Origin of the sequence: Polaromonas sp. YR568 (assembly GCF_943369415.1) — a bacterium.
Lineage (GTDB): Bacteria > Pseudomonadota > Gammaproteobacteria > Burkholderiales > Burkholderiaceae_C > Polaromonas.
Genome location: NZ_CALRNF020000058.1, coordinates 1 through 17,396, shown reverse-complemented (window position 1 = coordinate 17,396; position 17,396 = coordinate 1). Strand labels below are relative to the sequence as shown.

The 17,396-nt window shown below is 66.0% G+C and carries 15 protein-coding genes; 5 read left to right on the top strand and 10 right to left on the bottom strand.

Going from position 1 to position 17,396, the window contains the following annotated elements; all coding sequences use genetic code 11:
* Nucleotides 1-295 (top strand): hypothetical protein (locus ACLV74_RS24290; protein ID WP_411881990.1); only part of this gene is annotated, 295 nt, incomplete at its 5' end.
* 92 nt (nucleotides 296-387) lie between these two features.
* Nucleotides 388-1,674, top strand: a complete 1,287-nt coding sequence (gene guaD / locus ACLV74_RS24285; RefSeq protein ID WP_411881989.1) for a guanine deaminase — start codon at nucleotides 388-390, stop codon at nucleotides 1,672-1,674.
* A gap of 170 nt (nucleotides 1,675-1,844) precedes the next feature.
* Here the strand turns inward: guaD and ACLV74_RS24280 are convergent, their stop codons facing one another.
* The 3 genes from ACLV74_RS24280 to ACLV74_RS24270 form a co-directional block, all read right to left on the bottom strand.
* Entirely contained in the window at nucleotides 1,845-2,207 is a 363-nt protein-coding gene (locus ACLV74_RS24280; RefSeq protein ID WP_411881992.1) for a 6-pyruvoyl trahydropterin synthase family protein, read from the bottom strand.
* 23 nt (nucleotides 2,208-2,230) lie between these two features.
* Nucleotides 2,231-2,866 carry a 7-carboxy-7-deazaguanine synthase gene (gene queE, locus ACLV74_RS24275; protein ID WP_411881988.1) on the bottom strand — a complete coding sequence of 212 codons (636 nt, stop codon included), beginning with the start codon at nucleotides 2,864-2,866 and terminating at the stop codon, nucleotides 2,231-2,233.
* A gap of 262 nt (nucleotides 2,867-3,128) precedes the next feature.
* The gene (locus ACLV74_RS24270; protein WP_411881987.1) at nucleotides 3,129-4,013 is read right to left on the bottom strand and encodes a LysR substrate-binding domain-containing protein; all 885 of its coding nucleotides are present in this window, start codon (nucleotides 4,011-4,013) and stop codon (nucleotides 3,129-3,131) included.
* Nucleotides 4,014-4,119: 106 nt separating this feature from the next.
* On the opposite strand from ACLV74_RS24270, the gene ACLV74_RS24265 reads away from it, so the two are divergent.
* Nucleotides 4,120-4,524, top strand: a complete 405-nt coding sequence (locus ACLV74_RS24265; protein ID WP_411881986.1) for a tautomerase family protein — start codon at nucleotides 4,120-4,122, stop codon at nucleotides 4,522-4,524.
* Nucleotides 4,525-4,540: 16 nt separating this feature from the next.
* Here the strand turns inward: ACLV74_RS24265 and ACLV74_RS24260 are convergent, their stop codons facing one another.
* The 7 genes from ACLV74_RS24260 to ACLV74_RS24230 all read right to left on the bottom strand — a co-directional run bounded on the left by ACLV74_RS24260 (nucleotide 4,541) and on the right by ACLV74_RS24230 (nucleotide 13,056).
* Nucleotides 4,541-5,833 carry a YbfB/YjiJ family MFS transporter gene (locus ACLV74_RS24260; RefSeq protein ID WP_411881985.1) on the bottom strand — a complete coding sequence of 431 codons (1,293 nt, stop codon included), beginning with the start codon at nucleotides 5,831-5,833 and terminating at the stop codon, nucleotides 4,541-4,543.
* 92 nt (nucleotides 5,834-5,925) lie between these two features.
* Nucleotides 5,926-6,969: an adenosine deaminase gene (locus ACLV74_RS24255; protein ID WP_411881984.1), complete on the bottom strand. Its 1,044-nt coding sequence runs from the start codon at nucleotides 6,967-6,969 to the stop codon at nucleotides 5,926-5,928.
* Between the two features lie 168 nt (nucleotides 6,970-7,137).
* Nucleotides 7,138-8,286: a BMP family ABC transporter substrate-binding protein gene (locus ACLV74_RS24250; RefSeq protein ID WP_411881983.1), complete on the bottom strand. Its 1,149-nt coding sequence runs from the start codon at nucleotides 8,284-8,286 to the stop codon at nucleotides 7,138-7,140.
* Nucleotides 8,287-8,362: 76 nt separating this feature from the next.
* Nucleotides 8,363-9,283 (bottom strand): ABC transporter permease, encoded by a 921-nt coding sequence (locus tag ACLV74_RS24245; RefSeq protein ID WP_411881982.1) that lies wholly within the window; start codon nucleotides 9,281-9,283, stop codon nucleotides 8,363-8,365.
* Nucleotides 9,283-10,392 carry an ABC transporter permease gene (locus tag ACLV74_RS24240; RefSeq protein ID WP_411881991.1) on the bottom strand — a complete coding sequence of 370 codons (1,110 nt, stop codon included), beginning with the start codon at nucleotides 10,390-10,392 and terminating at the stop codon, nucleotides 9,283-9,285. The genes ACLV74_RS24245 and ACLV74_RS24240 overlap by 1 nt, the downstream gene beginning before the upstream one ends.
* Before the next feature lie 5 nt (nucleotides 10,393-10,397).
* Nucleotides 10,398-12,023, bottom strand: a complete 1,626-nt coding sequence (locus tag ACLV74_RS24235) for an ABC transporter ATP-binding protein (protein WP_411881981.1) — start codon at nucleotides 12,021-12,023, stop codon at nucleotides 10,398-10,400.
* A gap of 100 nt (nucleotides 12,024-12,123) precedes the next feature.
* Entirely contained in the window at nucleotides 12,124-13,056 is a 933-nt protein-coding gene (locus ACLV74_RS24230; RefSeq protein WP_411881980.1) for a LysR family transcriptional regulator, read from the bottom strand.
* A 69-nt stretch (nucleotides 13,057-13,125) separates the two neighbouring features.
* On the opposite strand from ACLV74_RS24230, the gene ACLV74_RS24225 reads away from it, so the two are divergent.
* Nucleotides 13,126-14,694, top strand: a complete 1,569-nt coding sequence (locus tag ACLV74_RS24225; protein ID WP_411881979.1) for a xanthine dehydrogenase small subunit — start codon at nucleotides 13,126-13,128, stop codon at nucleotides 14,692-14,694.
* Nucleotides 14,691-17,207 carry a xanthine dehydrogenase molybdopterin binding subunit gene (gene xdhB, locus ACLV74_RS24220; RefSeq protein WP_411881978.1) on the top strand — a complete coding sequence of 839 codons (2,517 nt, stop codon included), beginning with the start codon at nucleotides 14,691-14,693 and terminating at the stop codon, nucleotides 17,205-17,207. Before ACLV74_RS24225 ends, xdhB begins: the two co-directional genes overlap by 4 nt.
* Nucleotides 17,208-17,396: the final 189 nt, after the last annotated feature.

Sequence of the window (17,396 nt, the reverse complement as noted above, 5' to 3'; positions counted from 1 at the left end):
CGCTCAGGTGCTGCTCTCGAATCATCTTGACGATCTGCACCTTGAACGCCGCATCGAACGATCGCCTGGTCTTGGCTTTGGTCATTTCTATTCCTCTCAGACATTGATTTCCCTCATCGGGATGTCTTTTGAAATTAGACCAGCACACTCTGCTACGGGGCAGAGGGATAAAGTTTTGCTCCCTCTCCCTCTGGGAGAGGGCAGGGGTGAGGGCTGGCGGCTTGGGAATGGCGCGGCGGTGTTTCGTGCGCCGCAGGCCCTCACCCTAACCCTCTCCCAGGGGGAGAGGGTATGAACCGGGGAGAGGGCGGGGCGGGGGCGGTGCACGATAGCCCTTATCGGTTTTTACATATCGCCGCGTGCGGCAGCTGCGGTAACCTAGCCCCCATGAAAGCCTACCGCGCCGCCCTCCTGTATTTCACCGGCCCCGCCCAAGCCGCCTATGAGGCCGACGGCCTGCTGGTGGTGGGCCCCGATGCGCAAGGCCGCCAGGTGGTTCAGGCCGTGGGCAGCTACCAGGCGCTGGCATCGCGCTTTGCCGAAGTGCCCACCGAACACCTGCCGGGCCGCATCATCGCGCCGGGTTTTGTGGACATGCACATCCACTACCCGCAGCTCGACGTGATCGGCTCGCCGGCCGACGGCCTGCTGCCCTGGCTGGAGAACTACACTTTTCCCGAGGAAAGCCGTTTCTCCGGCACCGAGCACAGCGCGGAGGCCGCGGATTTTTTCCTGGCCGAGCTGCTGCGCAACGGCGTGACCACCGCGCTGGCCTTTGCGACCTCGCACACCGGCTCCGTCAACGCCTTGTTCAGCGCCGCGCAAAAAAACAGCCTGCGCCTGATGACCGGCAAATGCCTGATGGACCAGAACTCGCCCGAGGGTGTGCGCGACGACACCGCGCAAAGCCTGGTGGACACCGAGGCGCTGATCCAGCGCTGGCACGGCGTGGACCGCCTGGGTTATGCCATCACGCCGCGTTTTGTGCCCAGCTGCAGCGAAGCGCAGTTGCGCGGCGCCGGCGAACTGGCCGCCAAATACCCCGACGTCTGGATTCAATCCCACGTCGCCGAGAACAAGGACGAAATCGCCTGGGTGCACAAGCTCTATCCCGAGGCGCGCAGTTATTTGGGCGTCTATGAACAGTTCGGCCTGTTGCGCCCGCGCGCCGTGTATGCGCACTGCATCCACATCGACGACGAAGACCGCGCGCTGATGCGCGCCACCGGCACGGCCGCAGCCGTCAGCCCGACCAGCAACCTCTTTCTGGGCAGCGGGTTTTTTGACTACGAGGGCGCGGATCGCATCGGCTTTCCCTATGGTCTGGCCAGCGACGTGGGCGGCGGCACTTCTTTCAGCCCCTTCCACACCATGCTCGCGGCCTATTACGTGGGCCGGGAAGGGCAGACCAAGCCCGGCCTCTCGCTTTCTCCGCAGCAGCTGTGGTGGCAGCACGCGGCGGGTGCGGCGCGCGCGCTGGGGCTGGATGGCGTGGTCGGCAACCTGCAGCCGGGCTGCGAGGCCGACTTCGTGATCCTCAACCCGCAGGCCACGCCGTTGCTGGCGCGCAAGACCGCGCTGGCCGGCAAGCTGGATGAGTTGCTGTTCGCGCTGATCGTGCTGGGGGATGACCGGGTGATTGAGCGGACGGTGATTTCGCAGGCAGGCGGCTGATTCTTCTTGCTCCCTCTCCCTCTGGGAGAGGGCTGGGGTGAGGGCCCGGGCCTTTGCATGATGCTGCGGCATTTCGCGCGCCGCTGGCCCTCACCCTAACCCTCTCCCAGGGGGAGAGGGGATTAAACGGGCTCAGGCCTACGCCACCACAGAGAGCTAGGTGAAGTTTTTCAGCGGCTCACGCGGCAGCCATCGCCCAGCGAGGCGCGCCAGACGCGCACCGAGGTCAGCCCCGGCAAACGCGCATCAAGCTTGCGAAAGATGAACTGGCACAGGTTTTCCAGCGTGGGCGGGCCCAGGTCTTTCACGTCGTCGAGCAGGTGGTGGTCCAGCTCCTCGCGCAGCACGGCGATTTCGCGCCGCACCAGGCCCAGGTCCATCACCATGCCGGTGGTGGCATCGGGCGCGCCGGCGACAAAGACCTCGGCGTTGTAGGTGTGGCCGTGCACGCGCTTGCTGCTCTCGGCCTCGATGGCGCGCTTGAGCGTGTGGGCCGCGTCGAAGTAAAAAGTCTGGCTGATCTCGCAGCGCATGGGTTCTGGCGTGGGAAGCTTTTTCATCGGATGCCCGTGATCTTGTGGGTCTGCAGGCTCAGGCGCCAGGCCGGGCGCTCCATGCACAGCTGTATGCAGGTTTCGGTGTTGTGCTGGCGCTGCGGGTTGTCCATGGGCTGCAGGTAGCGGTGCGTGAAGTCGGCGGCCTCCAGCTCGGCCAGGTCAAAACTCGGCTGGGGCCAGACCACTTTCAGTTCCTGGCCCGCGCGCTGCACCCAGGGTGCGCCGGCCTTGGGGCTGACGCAGATCCAGTCTATGCCCTCGGGCGCGGCGATGGTGCCGTTGGTTTCGACGGCGATCTGGAAACCGCGCACGTGCAGGGCCGCAATCAATTTCACGTCGACTTGCAACAAGGGCTCGCCGCCGGTCATCACGACAAAACGGTGCGCGCTGTCACCGGCCGGCCACTGCGCGGCAATGCGGTCAGCCAGCGCATCCGCATCGGCGAACTTGCCGCCCAGCGTGCCGTTGGTGCCGACAAAGTCGGTGTCGCAGAACTGGCAGACGGCGGTGGCGCGGTCCTGCTCGCGGCCGGACCAGAGATTGCAGCCGGCGAAGCGGCAAAACACCGCGGGCCGCCCGGCGTTGGCGCCCTCACCCTGCAGCGTGTAGAAAATTTCCTTGACCTGGTAGCTCATGGCGCGGCCTTCGCGCGGCCACGGCCGCAGCCCGCCCCAGGCAATGGCCAGTGCGAAACAAGGGATGAAACGGGAGAAATAAAACAGGCGCCCACACAAGCCGAAAGACCGGGGGTCGCGAGGTTTTTATACATGGTAGTCCTCTACATGGCCCCGGAAGAAACAGGATGCGGGCGCGCCGGGACAGCACGCTGAAGGCCCTGATTTTAGCGGTTCAGGCCGAATGGCGGGATTTCAGGGGATTTGGGGACGGATTTCGGCCTCAAGGCACGGGCATCTCGCGCGCCTGCTCTTGCAGCCAGCCGCAGAAACTGTCCAGCCGCGCGTGCGGCCCGACCCGGCGCATGGCCACATATTGGTAGTCACTTTCCGCAAAGCCCAGCGGCGCCACCAGGCGGCCGGCCCGCAGGTCGTCCATCACCAAGTGCCAGGGCGCGATGCAGACGCCCAGCCCGCCCACCGCGGCCTCCAGCGTGAAGTAATAGTGCTCGAAGGCCGGGCCGCCCTGAACCGGGAAACCGGCACCCCGGGACTCGCACCAGGCTTGCCACGCCTCGGGCCGGGTTTTGGTGTGCAGCAGCGGCAGGCCGGCCAGATCCTGGGGCTGGCGCACATCCCCCCTGGCCGCCAGCGCGGGCGCCATGACAGGCCCCAGGCGCTCGACAAACAGCGGCAGCAAGGCGGCCGAGGCGGGGCTGCCGCGTTCGGCGACCGTGATGACGAGGTCGTAACGGCCGCGGTCCAGGTCCACCGCATCCCCGGTCGCGCTGAGGCGGATTTCGGTATCCGGGTGCGAGGCGTTGAATTCGTAAAGGCGCGGAATCAGCCATTTGACGGTGAAGGTGCTGAAGCAGGACACATCCAGCGTGCCGGACTCGCCGCTGCGCACTTCACGCACGGCCGTTTCCATCTGGTCCAGCGCGGCCGATAGCGCCGGCCACAGCGAGGCGCCGGCGGCTGTCAGCTGCGGCTTGTTTTTGGCGCCTTCGAACAGCGGCACACCCAGCGCCTGCTCCAGTTGCCGCACCTGCCGGCTGATGGCGCCGGGTGTGACCGAGAGTTCTTCCGCGGCGGCCGTCATGCGGCCCAGGCGGGCGGCGGCCTCAAAGGCACGCAAGGCGTTCAAGGGCGGGAGACGGCGCTTCATGATGTGAGTTTATGGCACATACAACGTGCAGACAAATCGTTTGTCCGCACTACGCCCAATTGCCAGAATTCGCACCAGCCATTTACTTTAATTGAGGAAAAATCACATGCCCTTCATCCGCACCAACGTCCACCAGAGTACCAGCCCGGCACATCGGCAAGGCATCGTCGACGGCATACACCAGGCCCTGGTCGAAAGCATAGGCATGCCTGAAGACGAGCTGTTCAACCTGGTGAGCGATTACGACGCGCAGCAGTTTTTCTTCAACCGGACTTTCAACGGCATGGCGCGCTCGGAGCGGCCGGTGGTCGTCGAAATCACGCTGCGGCGCGGCCGCAGCGACGCGATGAAACGCGCCCTCTACGCGGCCATCGCCCGCAACCTGAAGGCCAATGCCGGCGTGGCGCCCGACGACGTCTTCATCTTCATGCACGAGAACGACTACTCGGACTGGTCGGTGGGCGGCGGCAAGTTCGCCATGGCGCTGGTGCAGCAGCCCGGCCCGGGCTGAAAATAAAGCGCCTGGCTTATTTGCCGGCCGCGGCATGGCCGGCCGGCAGCGCGCGCAGCACCGGGTAAGCCTTGGCCATCCAGATGTAGAGCGCCGCGCCCACCACCAGCGTGGCGGCGGCGATTTCCAGCGAGATCGTGAAGCCTGCGCCCGCGTTGGGCGTGTGGCGCAGCAGCACGGCGACCAGCGGGGGGCCGAGGATCTGGCCGATGCCGTAGGTGGCCGTCAGCAGGCCCATGAAGCTGGCGGCCGTGGCGGGTTTGAGGCGGCGCACTTCCTGCATCGCAAAAAAGGTGATGGCGGTGAACGGGATGCCCAGCATCAGGCTGCCGATGGCAAAGCCCGCGAGGCTGGGGCTCCAAAGGCTGGCGGCAATGCCCAGGGCCTGCAGCACGTAGCAGCCGGCCAGCAGCAAACGGAAATCCTTGCCGGGCGGCAGCCGCGTGGCCAGCAGCGCGCCAATCATGACCCCCAGGCCGAAGATGGGCCAGAACATGTCCAGCCAGGCCGAGCCCGGCAAGGCCGCGCGCGCGATCACCGGCAAAAAGGTGGCGGTGATGATGTAGCCGAAACCGGCCAGGCCGTAGGCCAGCGTCAGCAGCGTCATTTCGGCATGGCCGTGGTGCTGGGGCGCCGCGCCGGGCAAGGGGGCGGCGCGCGGCGCCAGCGCGACCAGGCGCTCGTCGCCGCCGCGCAGGATGTGCCACACCGAGGCGGCCAGCACAAACGACAGCGCGCCGAACAGCATCCAGCCCGTGGCCGCCGTCCAGTGCCAGGCCACCATGCCGGTGGCAAACAGGCCGCTGACCAGGATGCCGGCGCCCGGGCCGACATAGATGATGCCGCCCATCGCGGGCACGCCGCGCCTGGCCAGCTGCGACAGACACCAGCCCGAAGTGAACACAAACACCACAGCGCTGGTCACACCCGCCGCGAAGCGCAGCAATGGCCAGAGGGCGGGAAAGTGCCAGCCCATGGTCAGCGTGAGCACGGCCGTGGCAATCAGCCCGCCGCGCACCAGCGAGGAATAGGCCAGCGAGGGCAGCCATTTGAAACGCGCCCAGAGCCAGGGCTGCAAGGTGCAGAGAATCGCGCCCAGCATGTAGCCGAAGTAGTTGGCACTGGCCAGCCAGCTTGCGGTGGGCAGGTCGACCACACCGTCGCTCAGCATCATGGGCAAGAGCGGCGTGAAGGCAAAGCGGCCTATGCCCATGGCGACGGCCAGTGCGACCAGGCCGGCCAGGGCGATGGGCCAGGCGCCGTGCAATGCGGCGGATGGCGCTTGTTGTGCGTGCGGTGTCGATGCCATGCCCGGGGTCCTTGCTTGCTTCAGGGTTCTACCCGGATCATACGTTTGGACCGCCGCGCAGGCTGGCAGCCGCCTGAATACCCCCGCCGCCCTTAATTGAAGCGCTCAAAGCTCTCGTTGAGGCGGTCGACATAACGCGCCTTGGCGGAGGCATCGATAAAACTGGCCTCAAAGCTGTTGCGCGCCAGCGTATAGGCATGGCGCGCGTCCATGCCGGTGGCGGCGAAGGTCTGCAGGAAGTTGTCGTTCATGTAGCCGCCGAAGTAAGCCGGGTCGTCCGAGTTGACGGTGGCGGCCAGGCCGGCGTCCACCAGCTCGCGCAGGTTGTGGCTGGCCAGGTCGGGAAACACGCAAAGCTTGAGGTTGGACAGCGGGCACACGGTCAGCGCGATGCGGTCGCGCGCCAGGCGCTGCATCAGCAGCGCGTCGCGGCTGGAGCGCACGCCATGGTCCACGCGCTCGACTTTCAACACGTCCAGCGCCGTCCAGACGTATTCGGGCGGGCCTTCCTCACCGGCATGGGCGACCAGGTGAAAACCCAGCTCGCGGCAGCGAGCGAAAACACGCGCGAACTTCTCGGGCGGGTTGCCGACCTCGCCGGAATCCAGGCCTATGCCGATGAACTTGTCGCGGAACGGCAGGGCCTGCTCCAGCGTTTCAAACGCCTCCTCTTCACTGAGGTGGCGCAGGAAACACAGGATCAGCGAGGCGCTGACGCCGAGTTCGGCCTGGGCATCCACGCAGGCGCGGTGCAGGCCGGTGATGACGGTTTCCATGCTGACGCCGCGCGCGGTATGCGTCTGCGGGTCGAAAAACATCTCGGTGTGCACCACATTGTCGGCCGCGGCCTTGCGCAGGTAGGCCTGCGCCATGTCGTAAAAATCCTGCCCAGTGATCAGCACGCTGGCGCCGGCGTAGTAGATGTCGAGAAAGCTCTGCAGGTTGGTGAAGGCGTAGGCGCTGCGCAACTCTTCGACGCTGGCGTAGGGAATCTGCACCTTATTGCGGCTAGCAAGTTCGAAGATCAGCTCTGGCTCCAGCGAGCCTTCGATGTGCATGTGCAGCTCGGCCTTGGGCATGCCGGCCAGCAGCGCGGGCAGGCGGTCGGCAGCGACGGGTTTAACAGCAAAAGTCATATTGGCTCCCACAAAACAAAAAGCTGCCCGAAGGCAGCGCTTTCCTCCTTCCCCCGCTGGGGGAAGGTTGGGATGGGGGCTGTGCGCCGGCATGCTGTATTGACATTGCAACCGCCGCTGGCCCTCACCCCTGCCCTCTCCCAGAGGGAGAGGGAGTGAAACACGCTATCAGTTCCCCGGAACCTTGCCCTCAACACCCTTCACATAGGTCTTCAGGCCGCCCAGGAATTTGTCATCAGCTACCACGTCCTTGGCCAGCAGTTCCTTGCCGGTGTTGTCGGTGATCGGGCCCTTCCAGATCGAGAAGCTGCCGTCCTTCAGGCCGGCCTTGACTTCATCGATGCGTTTTTTGGTCTCGTCGGGCACGTCGGCGGCAATCGACACGATGTCGATCGCGCCTTCCTTGACGCCCCACCAGGAGGCGGTGTTGCCGGTCCATTTGCCGTCGAGTGCCTCACCCACGGCCTTGATGTAGTAAGGGCCCCAGTTGATCACGGCCGATGCCAGGTGGGCCTTGGGGCCGTAGGCGGTCATGTCCGAATCCCAGCCGAAGGCGCGCTTGCCCATTTTTTCGGCGGTCTGCAGCACGGCGGAGGAGTCGGTGTTCTGGAACAGCACGTCGGCGCCGCCGTTGATCAGGGCGGTAGCGGCTTCGGTTTCCTTGGGCGGGTTGAACCATTCATTGACCCACACCACCTTGGTCTTGACCTTGGGGTTGACCGACTGCGCGCCCAGCGTGAAGCTGTTGATGTTGCGCACCACTTCGGGAATCGGCACCGAGCCGACCACACCCAGCGTGCCGGTCTTGCTCATCTTGCCGGCGATCACGCCGGCCATGTAGGCGCCCTCGTAGGTGCGGCTGTCGTAGGTGCGCATGTTGTCGGCCTGCTTGTAGCCGGTGGCGTGCTCGAACTTCACGTCCTTGGTGTCGCCGGCGACCTTGAGCATGGGCTCCATGTAGCCGAAGGTGGTGCCGAAGATCAGCTTGTTGCCCTGGGCCGCCATGTCGCGGATCACGCGTTCGGCGTCGGCCGACTCAGGCACTTTTTCGACGAAGCTGGTGACGACGCGGTCGCCGAATTCTTTCTGCACGGCCTTGCGGCCGTTGTCGTGCGCATAGGTCCAGCCGCCGTCGCCCACAGGGCCGACGTAGGCGAACGCGATTTTCAGGGGCTCGGCCTTGGCGGCGGGGGCCGCAGCCGCGGGCGCGGCCGCCGGAGCAGCCTCTTCCTTTTTGCCGCAACCCACAAGGGCCGCCGCAGCCACCGCGGACAGGGCCGCCAGCTTGAGCAGGGAACGTTTTTGCAGGTCAGTCATGTGAGCTCGCTTTCGTTATGGGAAGGTGAAATGGGAAGAAAAAGCAATTATGCGGTGGTTTGGCGGGCCTGCGCCATCAGGCGCCGGGGTAAAACGGCTTGCCGATGGAGCTGGGCATGTTGACGCGAATCCACAGCGGGTTGCGCGAGATCAGCACCAGCACCACGATGGTGGCCAGGTAGGGCAGCATGGTCAAAAACTGCGTGGGCACGTTCACGCCCAGGCTTTGCAGGTGGAACTGCAGCATGGTCACGCCGCCGAACAGGTAGGCACCAAGCAACACCCGTGCCGGGCGCCAGGTGGCAAAGGTGGTGAGCGCCAGCGCGATCCAGCCCTTGCCGGCGATCATGCCCTCGACCCACAGCGGCGTGTAGACCACCGACACATAGGCGCCGGCCAGGCCGCACAGCGCGCCGCCGGCCACCACGGCCGCCAGCCGTATGCGCCGCACCGGGTAGCCCAGCGCGTGCGCCGATTCAGGGCTTTCGCCGACCGAGCGCAGCACCAGGCCGGCGCGCGTGCGGTACAAAAACCAGATGAGCCCGGCCGTCAGCGCCATGGCGATGTAGACCATGGGATGCTGGCGGAACAGCGCCGGGCCCAGCAGCGGGACGTCGGCCAGGAAGGGGATCGGGTAGTGCGACTGCTCGGGCAGTTTTTCCTGCACGTACTTGATGCCGGCAAAGGCCGAAAAGCCCGCGCCGAAGAGGCTCAGCGCCAGGCCGGTGGCGTACTGGTTGGTGTTGAGCCAGATCACCAGCACGCCGAAGACGGCCGCCAGGAAAGCCCCCGCCGCCATGCCCGCCGCAAAGCCCAGCCAGCTGTTGCCGGTGTGCACCACGGTGGCAAAGCCGGCGATTGCGGCGCACAGCATCATGCCCTCGGCGCCCAGGTTGACGATGCCGGCTTTTTCATTGATCAGCAGGCCCAGGGCGGCGATGGCCAGCACGGTGCCGGCGCTCAGCGTCGCGGCGATCAGCAGCGCGGTCGACTCCATCACTCGGCTCCTTTCAGGACGTCGGAAGACGGCGGCGTGGCCACCGGCATGGGGACGGGTCTGGCCAGCCGCAAGCGATATGCGATCAGCGTATCGCAAGCCAGCAGGCTGAACAGCAGCAGGCCCTGGAACACGCCGGTGATGGACTTGGGCAGGCCCAGGCGCGACTGCGCGAGTTCGCCGCCGATGTAGAACATGCTCATCAGGATGGCCGAGAACACCACGCCCACCGGGTGCAGCCGCCCGACAAAGGCGACGATGATGGCGGCAAAGCCGTAGCCCGCCGGCACATAGGGCGTGAGCTGGCCTATGGGGCCGGCCACTTCCAGCGCGCCGGCCAGGCCGGCCGCGCCGCCGGAGGTCAGCAGCGCCAGCCACAGCGCGCGCCGCGACGAAAAGCCCGCATAGCGCGCGGCCGCCGGCGCCAGGCCGCTGACCTCATGCCGGAAGCCCGCATAGGTGCGGAACAAAAACAGCCACAGCCCGGCCACGCCCAGCAGCGCGAGGATGATGCCGATGTTCACGCGCGAGCCCTGCATGAGGCGTGGGATCTGCGTCACGGCCTCGAAGGTTTTGGTTTGCGGGAAGTTGTAGCCGTTGGGGTCCTTCCAGGGGCCGAAGACCAGGAAGTTGAGCACCATGTCGGCCACGTAGACCAGCATCAGGCTGACCAGGATTTCGTTGGCGTTGAAGCGGTCGCGCAGCAGGGCCGTGATGCCGGCCCAGGCCATGCCGCCCATGATGCCGGCCAGCAGGACGGCCGGGACTATCCATGGGCCGGTGGTTTTTTCCGCCAGCAGCGCGATGCCGCCGGCCGCAACCGCGCCCATTACGAACTGGCCTTCGGCGCCAATGTTCCAGACGTTGGAGCGAAAGCACACGGCCAGCCCCAGCGCGATGATGAGCAGCGGCGTGGCCTTGACCAGCAGCTCGCCGATGGCATACGGCGACTTGATCGGTTCCCAAAAGAAGACCTGCAGGCCCTTGACCGGGTCCTTGCCGAGCGCCACGAACAGCGCCACGCCTATCAGCACCGTGATCAGCAGCGCCAGCACCGGCGAGGCGTAGCTCCAGAAGGAGGACGGCTGCGGGCGGATTTCAAGCTTCATCGGGTTCATGGAGAAAGCCCTTGCATACCCTGAACCGTTCGGGCTGAGCTTGTCGAAGCCGGGGCCGGCACTTCGACAGGCTCAGTGCGAACGGGAGACAGGTTCCACAGCCCGCTCATCCACTGCCCCACCCGTTCCACCGTGGCGTCGGCGCGCGGCAGCGAGGGCGAAAGCTGGCCCTTGGCCATCACGTAGAGCCGGTCGCAGATGTCGAACAATTCCTCAAGCTCCTCGCTGACCACCAGCACGGCGCAGCCGGCGTCGCGCAGCTTGAGCAGCTCGCCGCGTATCTGCGTGGCCGCGCCCACGTCCACGCCCCAGGTGGGTTGCGAGACGATGAGCAGCGCGGGTTTCGCGTCGATCTCGCGGCCCATGATGAATTTCTGCAGGTTGCCGCCCGACAGCGACTTGGCCACCGCCTGCGGGCCGCCCGACTTGACCTTGTAGTCGGCGATGATGCGCGCCGCCTGCGCCTGCAGCGCGCCGCGGTTCAGCCAGCCGTTGCCGGCCACGGCCTCCTTGCGCGTGAGCAGCAGGTTGCGCGCCAGCGAGAGCGTTGGCACGGCGCCGCGACCCAGACGCTCCTCCGGCACAAAGTGCAGGCCCAGCGCGCGGCGGTGGTGCGGCCCCATCTTGCCCACGGGCTGGCCCTTGACCGCGATGGCATCGCCGGCGGCGCGGGTGTCTTCACCCGACAGCGCGTAGAGCAATTCCTTCTGCCCATTGCCCGAGACCCCGGCAATGCCGACCACCTCGCCGGCGCGCACCTGCAGGGCGATCTGCTGCAGGTCGACGCCGAACTGTTCCTCTTTGGGCAGGTCCAGCTGCCTGACGTCCAGCACCACGGCGCCGGCGCTTACTTCGCGGTGCTCCAGCGCGGGCGGCTCGGCGCCAATCATCAGGCGGCTCAATGATGCGTTGGATTCCTGGCGCGGGTCGCATTCGCCCGAGACCTTGCCGCCGCGCAGCACCGTGCAGGCGGTGCACAGCGCTCGGATTTCATGCAGCTTGTGGCTGATGTACAAAATGCTGCAGCCCTGCGCGGCCAGCTGGCGCAGGGTGACAAAGAGGTTCTCGACCGCCTGCGGCGTCAGCACCGAGGTGGGTTCGTCCAGGATCAAGAGCTTGGGATGCGTGAGCAGCGCGCGCACGATCTCCACGCGCTGGCGCTCGCCCACGCTGAGCGTGTGCACCGGCCGCGTCGGGTCCAGTTGCAGGCCGTAGGCTTGCGTGGTTTCGGTGATGCGTTTGGACACCTCGGCCAGGCTTAAATGTTTGTCCAGCCCCAGCCAGACGTTTTCGGCCACCGTGAGCGTATCGAACAGGCTGAAATGCTGGAACACCATGCTGATGCCCAGCGCCCGCGCCTCGTGCGGGTTGCGCACCGTCACCGGCTTGCCGTCCACCTCCACGCTGCCGGCATCCGGCCTGACGGAGCCGTAGATGATCTTCATCAGGGTGGACTTGCCCGCCCCGTTTTCGCCGAGCACGGCATGGATTTCACCGGGCCGCACGGCCAGCGAGATGCCGCTGTTGGCCACCACGCCGGGATAGCTTTTGGTGATGCCCGCAAGCCGCAGCCGCGGGGGCGGCCCGGACGGGCTGGCTGTCGATGGCGGTGTGGCGGTCATGTGTCTCTTGGTATCCCGTTTTTCGTCTTCTGTGTCTGCTGTTTTTCCGTGCCCGCTATTGTCTTATGGCTTCACGCACGCCGGCCGGGCCCGCCACGCGCTAGTCCTTGCGCAGCGTGGACGCCACCGACTTGACCCGCTCGCGCAGCCATTTGGCGGCATTCGAGGCGTGCGTGCGTTCGTGCCAGAGCTGGTAATACATCATGCGGGGAAAGGCAATCGGGCTGGGCAGTATTTTGACGGGCAATATGCCCGCAAAACGCTCGCAGTACTGGCGGCCGGTGGTCATCACCAGCAAGCTCGATGCCACCATGGACGGCATCAGGCCGAAATGCGGGCAGCGCACCGTGATGTTGCGCGACAGGCCCAGCGTGTCCAGGTGCTCGTCGATCACGCCCTTGGCGCCTGGGTGCAGGGCCGAAGGCGCAATGTGCTCGGCCTCCAGCCAGGTGGCGGTGTCCCAGCCGCGGCGCACGGCCGGGTGGTCTTTGGCGACCAGGCAGACCACCTCGTCGCCGAAGAGGCGCGCCATGTGCAGGTCGTCGGGCGGCGCGGCCCAGTTGCCGATCACGATGTCGGCCTCGCCCTGGGCCAGTTGCGCGCGGTAGTCGGAGTCGGCCGACAGCGGGTGGATGTCGATGCGGCAGCGCGGCGCCTGGGCCTTGATCTGCGCGACCAGCTGCGGCAGGAACAGGGGGTCGAGGTAGTCGCTGGCCGCGAGACGAAAGGTGACGTCGGCGGTGGCCGGGTCAAAGCCCCGGGCATCGCTGAACAGCATGCCGGCCGCGCGCAGGATGCTGGCCGAGGGCTCAATCATGCGCAGCCCGGCGTCGGTGGGCACCATGCCCGCGCCTGAACGCACCAGGATGGGGTCTCCGGCCAGCGCGCGCAGGCGCTTGAGCGCCGCGCTGACGGCGGGCTGGTACATACCCAGGCGGATGGCGGCGCGTGATACGCTGCGTTCAACAAGCACGGTGTTCAAGACCCTGATGAGATGGAGGTCTATCTTGTCGAAAAGCGCCTGGTCTTTCATACCTTTTCACCCATGCGGCCGATACGGGCTTTTGTATGCCGGCCGCGGCGCGACTGTTTAACCTGAAGCATGGCTGTCCCACCTTTATCCAGACCCATCCGCTTCATCAGGCGGGGCGAAGTTGTTTCCGTCAGCAATGTACCACCCAGCCGCACCCTGCTGGAGCTGCTGCGCGAGGACCTGGCCTGCACCGGCACCAAGGAAGGCTGCGGCGAAGGCGATTGCGGCGCCTGCACCGTGGTTCTGGGCGAGACGGACGGCGGGCAGGTCAGGTACCGCGCCATCAACAGCTGCATACGGCTGGCGCATTCGATTGATGGCATGGCGCTATGGACAGTAGAGGATATTGCCCATGAGGGTGCCCTGCACCCCGCACAACAAGCCATGGTCGACCAGCACGGCAGCCAATGCGGCTTCTGCACCCCGGGCTTTGTCATGAGCCTGTTCGGCATGTACCAAAACCACGTGTGCAAGGGCGAGCCCATCAGCCGCGAACTGGCGCAGGAAGAACTCTCGGGCAACCTGTGCCGCTGCACGGGTTACCGGCCCATCCTCAATGCCGCGCAGGCCATGGCCGCGCTACCGCCCGTGAAGATCAACGAAACCGCCCTGCTGCGCCAGCTGCAAACCGTTCGCGCCGAACCGGGCGTCACCGAAGCCGGCTACCTGGCCCCACGGACCTTGGCCGGCTTGTTGCAAGCGCGCGCCAACCATCCCGAAGCCCAACTCGTCGCCGGCTGCACCGACGTGGGCCTGTGGGTCACCAAGCTACACATGGAATTCGGCCGGGTGCTCGACGTCACCCAGGTGCAAGAGTTGCGGCGCATTGAACAGTACCCGCAGCACATCGCGATAGGCGCCGCCGTGACGCTGGCCGACGCCTACGCCGCGCTGGTCAAAGACCGGCCGCAACTGCACAACTTCGCGGCCCGCTTTGCCGGCCTGCCGGTGCGCAACTCGGGCACCCTGGGCGGCAACGTCGCCAATGGTTCGCCGATTGGCGATTCGATGCCGCTGCTGATTGCGCTGGGGGCGAACGTGGTGCTGATGAGCGTGCGCGGGCACCGGGAGATGCCGCTGGAGAAGCTCTACACCGGGTACCGCAAGAATGTCATGGCGGCGGATGAGGTGCTGGCGTGGGTGAAGGTGCCCAGGCCGCAGAGCCCTCACCCTAACCCTCTCCCAGAGGGAGAGGGGACTGAAGAGAAAGACAAGAAGGACGGTATTGCTCCCTCGCCCCCCTGGGGAGAGGGCTGGGGTGAGGGGCCGGAACGGCTAAGGGTCTACAAAATCTCCAAACGCTACGACGACGACATCTCCGCCGTCTGCCTGGCCATCAATCTGCAAGTGGAAAACGGCAAAGTCATCGCCGCCTCGATAGGCGCGGGCGGTGTCGCCGCCACGCCGGTGCGCGCCGTCAAAACCGAAGCGGCGCTCACAGGCCAGCCCTGGACCCAGGCCACCGTCCGCCAGGCCATCGCCACCTTGCGCGCCGAGTTTTCGCCGATCTCCGACATGCGCGCCTCCGCCGCCTACCGCAGCGAGGTGCTGGGCAATTTGCTGCAGCGCTACTGGCTAGAAAGCCAGGGCTTGCAGCAAATCAACCTCGCCTCCTTCCGGCTGGAGGAAGCCGCATGAACGCCGCCAAAGACATTTCCGTGAGCCGCGATGCCGTGGCCGACCCGGAGGTGCGCGCGGCCAATGCGCGCGCCGACGGCCTGCCACCCGCCGACCCGGCCGAAAAAACATCGCTGGCCCGCCTGCCCGCCCACGCACGCGCCGCCGGCCGCTCCACGCCGCATGAAAGCGCCCGCGCGCAAGTCGCCGGCGCCGCCACCTATGTCGACGACATTCCCGAAGTGCGCGGCACGCTGCATGCCGCGCCCATCCTGTCCACCGTGGCGCACGGCAAGCTGCTGGGCGTGGACACCGCCGCAGCCCTGGCCATGCCCGGTGTGCGCGACGTGATCCTCGCGCGCGACATCCCGGGCGACCCGCTGCTGGGGAATTTTTCGCATGACGAGCCGGTGTTCGCGCGGGAGACCGTGCAGCACATAGGCCAGGTGATTGGCGTGGTGCTGGCCGGCACCGTCATGCAGGCGCGCCGCGCCGCGCGCAAGGTGGTGTGCAAGATTGAGCCCCTGCCCGCCCTGCTCAAGGTGCAGGACGCGCTCAAGGCCGAAAGTTATGTGCTGCCGCCGGTCTTCGTCAAACGCGGCGACGCGGCAGCGGCCCTTAAAAAAGCGGCGCACACACTGCACGGCACGCTCGAAGTCGGCGGCCAGGAACATTTCTACCTTGAAGGCCAGGTCGCCTACGTCGTGCCGCAGGAGCAGCAGCAATGGCTGGTCTATTCCAGCACCCAGCACCCCGGCGAGATCCAGCACTGGGTCTCCCATGCGCTGGGCATTGCCAACCATGCAGTGCGCGTCGAATGCCGGCGCATGGGCGGCGGTTTCGGCGGCAAGGAAACCCAGTCGGGCCAGATGGCCGTCTGGGCCGCCATTGCCGCGCACAAGCTGCACTGCCCGGTCAAGCTGCGGCTGGACCGCGACGACGACTTCCTGGTGACCGGCAAGCGGCATCCCTTCGCCTATGAATACGACGTGGGCTTTGACGCCACCGGTCGGCTCACCGGCCTCAAGCTCACGATGGCGGTGAACTGCGGCTTCAGCGCCGACCTCTCGGGCCCGGTGGCCGACCGCGCGGTCTTCCATGCCGACAATGCCTACTTCCTGGAGGACGTGGAGATCGCGTCCTACCGCTGCAAAACCAACACACAAAGCAACACCGCCTTCCGCGGCTTCGGCGGCCCGCAGGGCATGATCGTGATCGAGGCCATCATGGGCGACATCGCGCGCACCCTGGGGCTTGATGCGCTGGACGTGCGTAAACGCAACCTCTACGGCATCGGCGAGCGCGACACCACGCATTACCAGATGAAGGTCGAGGACAACATCCTCGAGCCGCTGCTGGCCAAACTGGAGCAGTCCTCGCAATACCGCCAGCGGCGCAAAACCATCGCCGCCTGGAACAAAACCAGCCCCGTCATCCAGCGCGGCATCGCCATCACGCCCGTCAAGTTCGGCATCTCGTTTACCGCCACGCTGTTCAACCAGGCCGGCGCGCTGGTGCATGTCTACACCGACGGCAGCGTGCAGGTGAACCACGGCGGCACCGAGATGGGCCAGGGCTTGAACACCAAGGTCGCGCAGATCGTGGCCGACGAACTCGGCGTGCCGCTGGCGCAGGTGCTGGCCACCGCCAGCGACACCAGCAAAATCCCGAATGCCTCGGCCACCGCCGCATCGGCCGGCACCGACCTCAACGCGCGCGCCGCGCAGTACGCCGCGCGCAATGTACGCGACAACCTCGCGCAGTTCGTCGCCGGCCTGGACCGCTGCGGCGCGGGCGCCGTGCAGTTTGAAGGCGGCGAAGTTATCACCCCCGCCGGCGCGCGGCCCTTCACCGAAGTCGTGAAGCTGGCCTACGCCAACCGCATCCAGCTGTGGAGCGACGGCTTTTACCGCACGCCGAAAATCCACTACGACAAGGCCACACTCACCGGCCGGCCGTTTTATTACTTCGCCTACGGCGCCGCCTGCACCGAAGTCGCCATCGACACGCTGACCGGCGAAAGCCGCGTGCTCAAGGTCGACATCCTGCACGACGTGGGCACCAGCATCAACCCGGCCATCGACATCGGCCAGATCGAGGGCGGCTTTATCCAGGGCATGGGCTGGCTCACGACCGAACAACTGGTGTGGAACGACAAGGGCCTCTTGAGCACCCACGCGCCCAGCACCTACAAAATCCCCGCAACCGGCGACGTGCCCGAACACTTCAAGGTGGATTTCTGGCCCGAACCGAACCGCGAGGACAACGTCTTCGGCAGCAAGGCCGTGGGCGAGCCCCCGCTGATGCTGGCGATCAGCGTGTATGAGGCTTTGCGCGACGCGGTCGCTTTCGCGCGGCCGGGGCGGGCTGTGGTGCTGGAGGCGCCGGCTACGCCTGAGCATGTGTTGCAGTCGCTAAGCCTCTCCTGGCGGGGACTTCTTGCACCCTCTCCCTCTGGGAGAGGGAATCATGCGGAGAACGACGCTGGTGATTCCGGTTTTGCTCCTTCTCCCTCTGGGAGAAGGCAGGGATGAGGGCCCGGGGCCTGTGCATCGCGCACCGGTGTTTCGTGCTCTGTGCTGGTCTAATTTCAAAAGACATCCCGATGAGGGAAATCAATGTCTGAGAGGAATAGAAATGACCAAAGCCAAGACCAGGCGATCGTTCGATGCGGCGTTCAAGGTGCAGATCGTCAAGATGATTCGAGAGCAGCACCTGAGCGT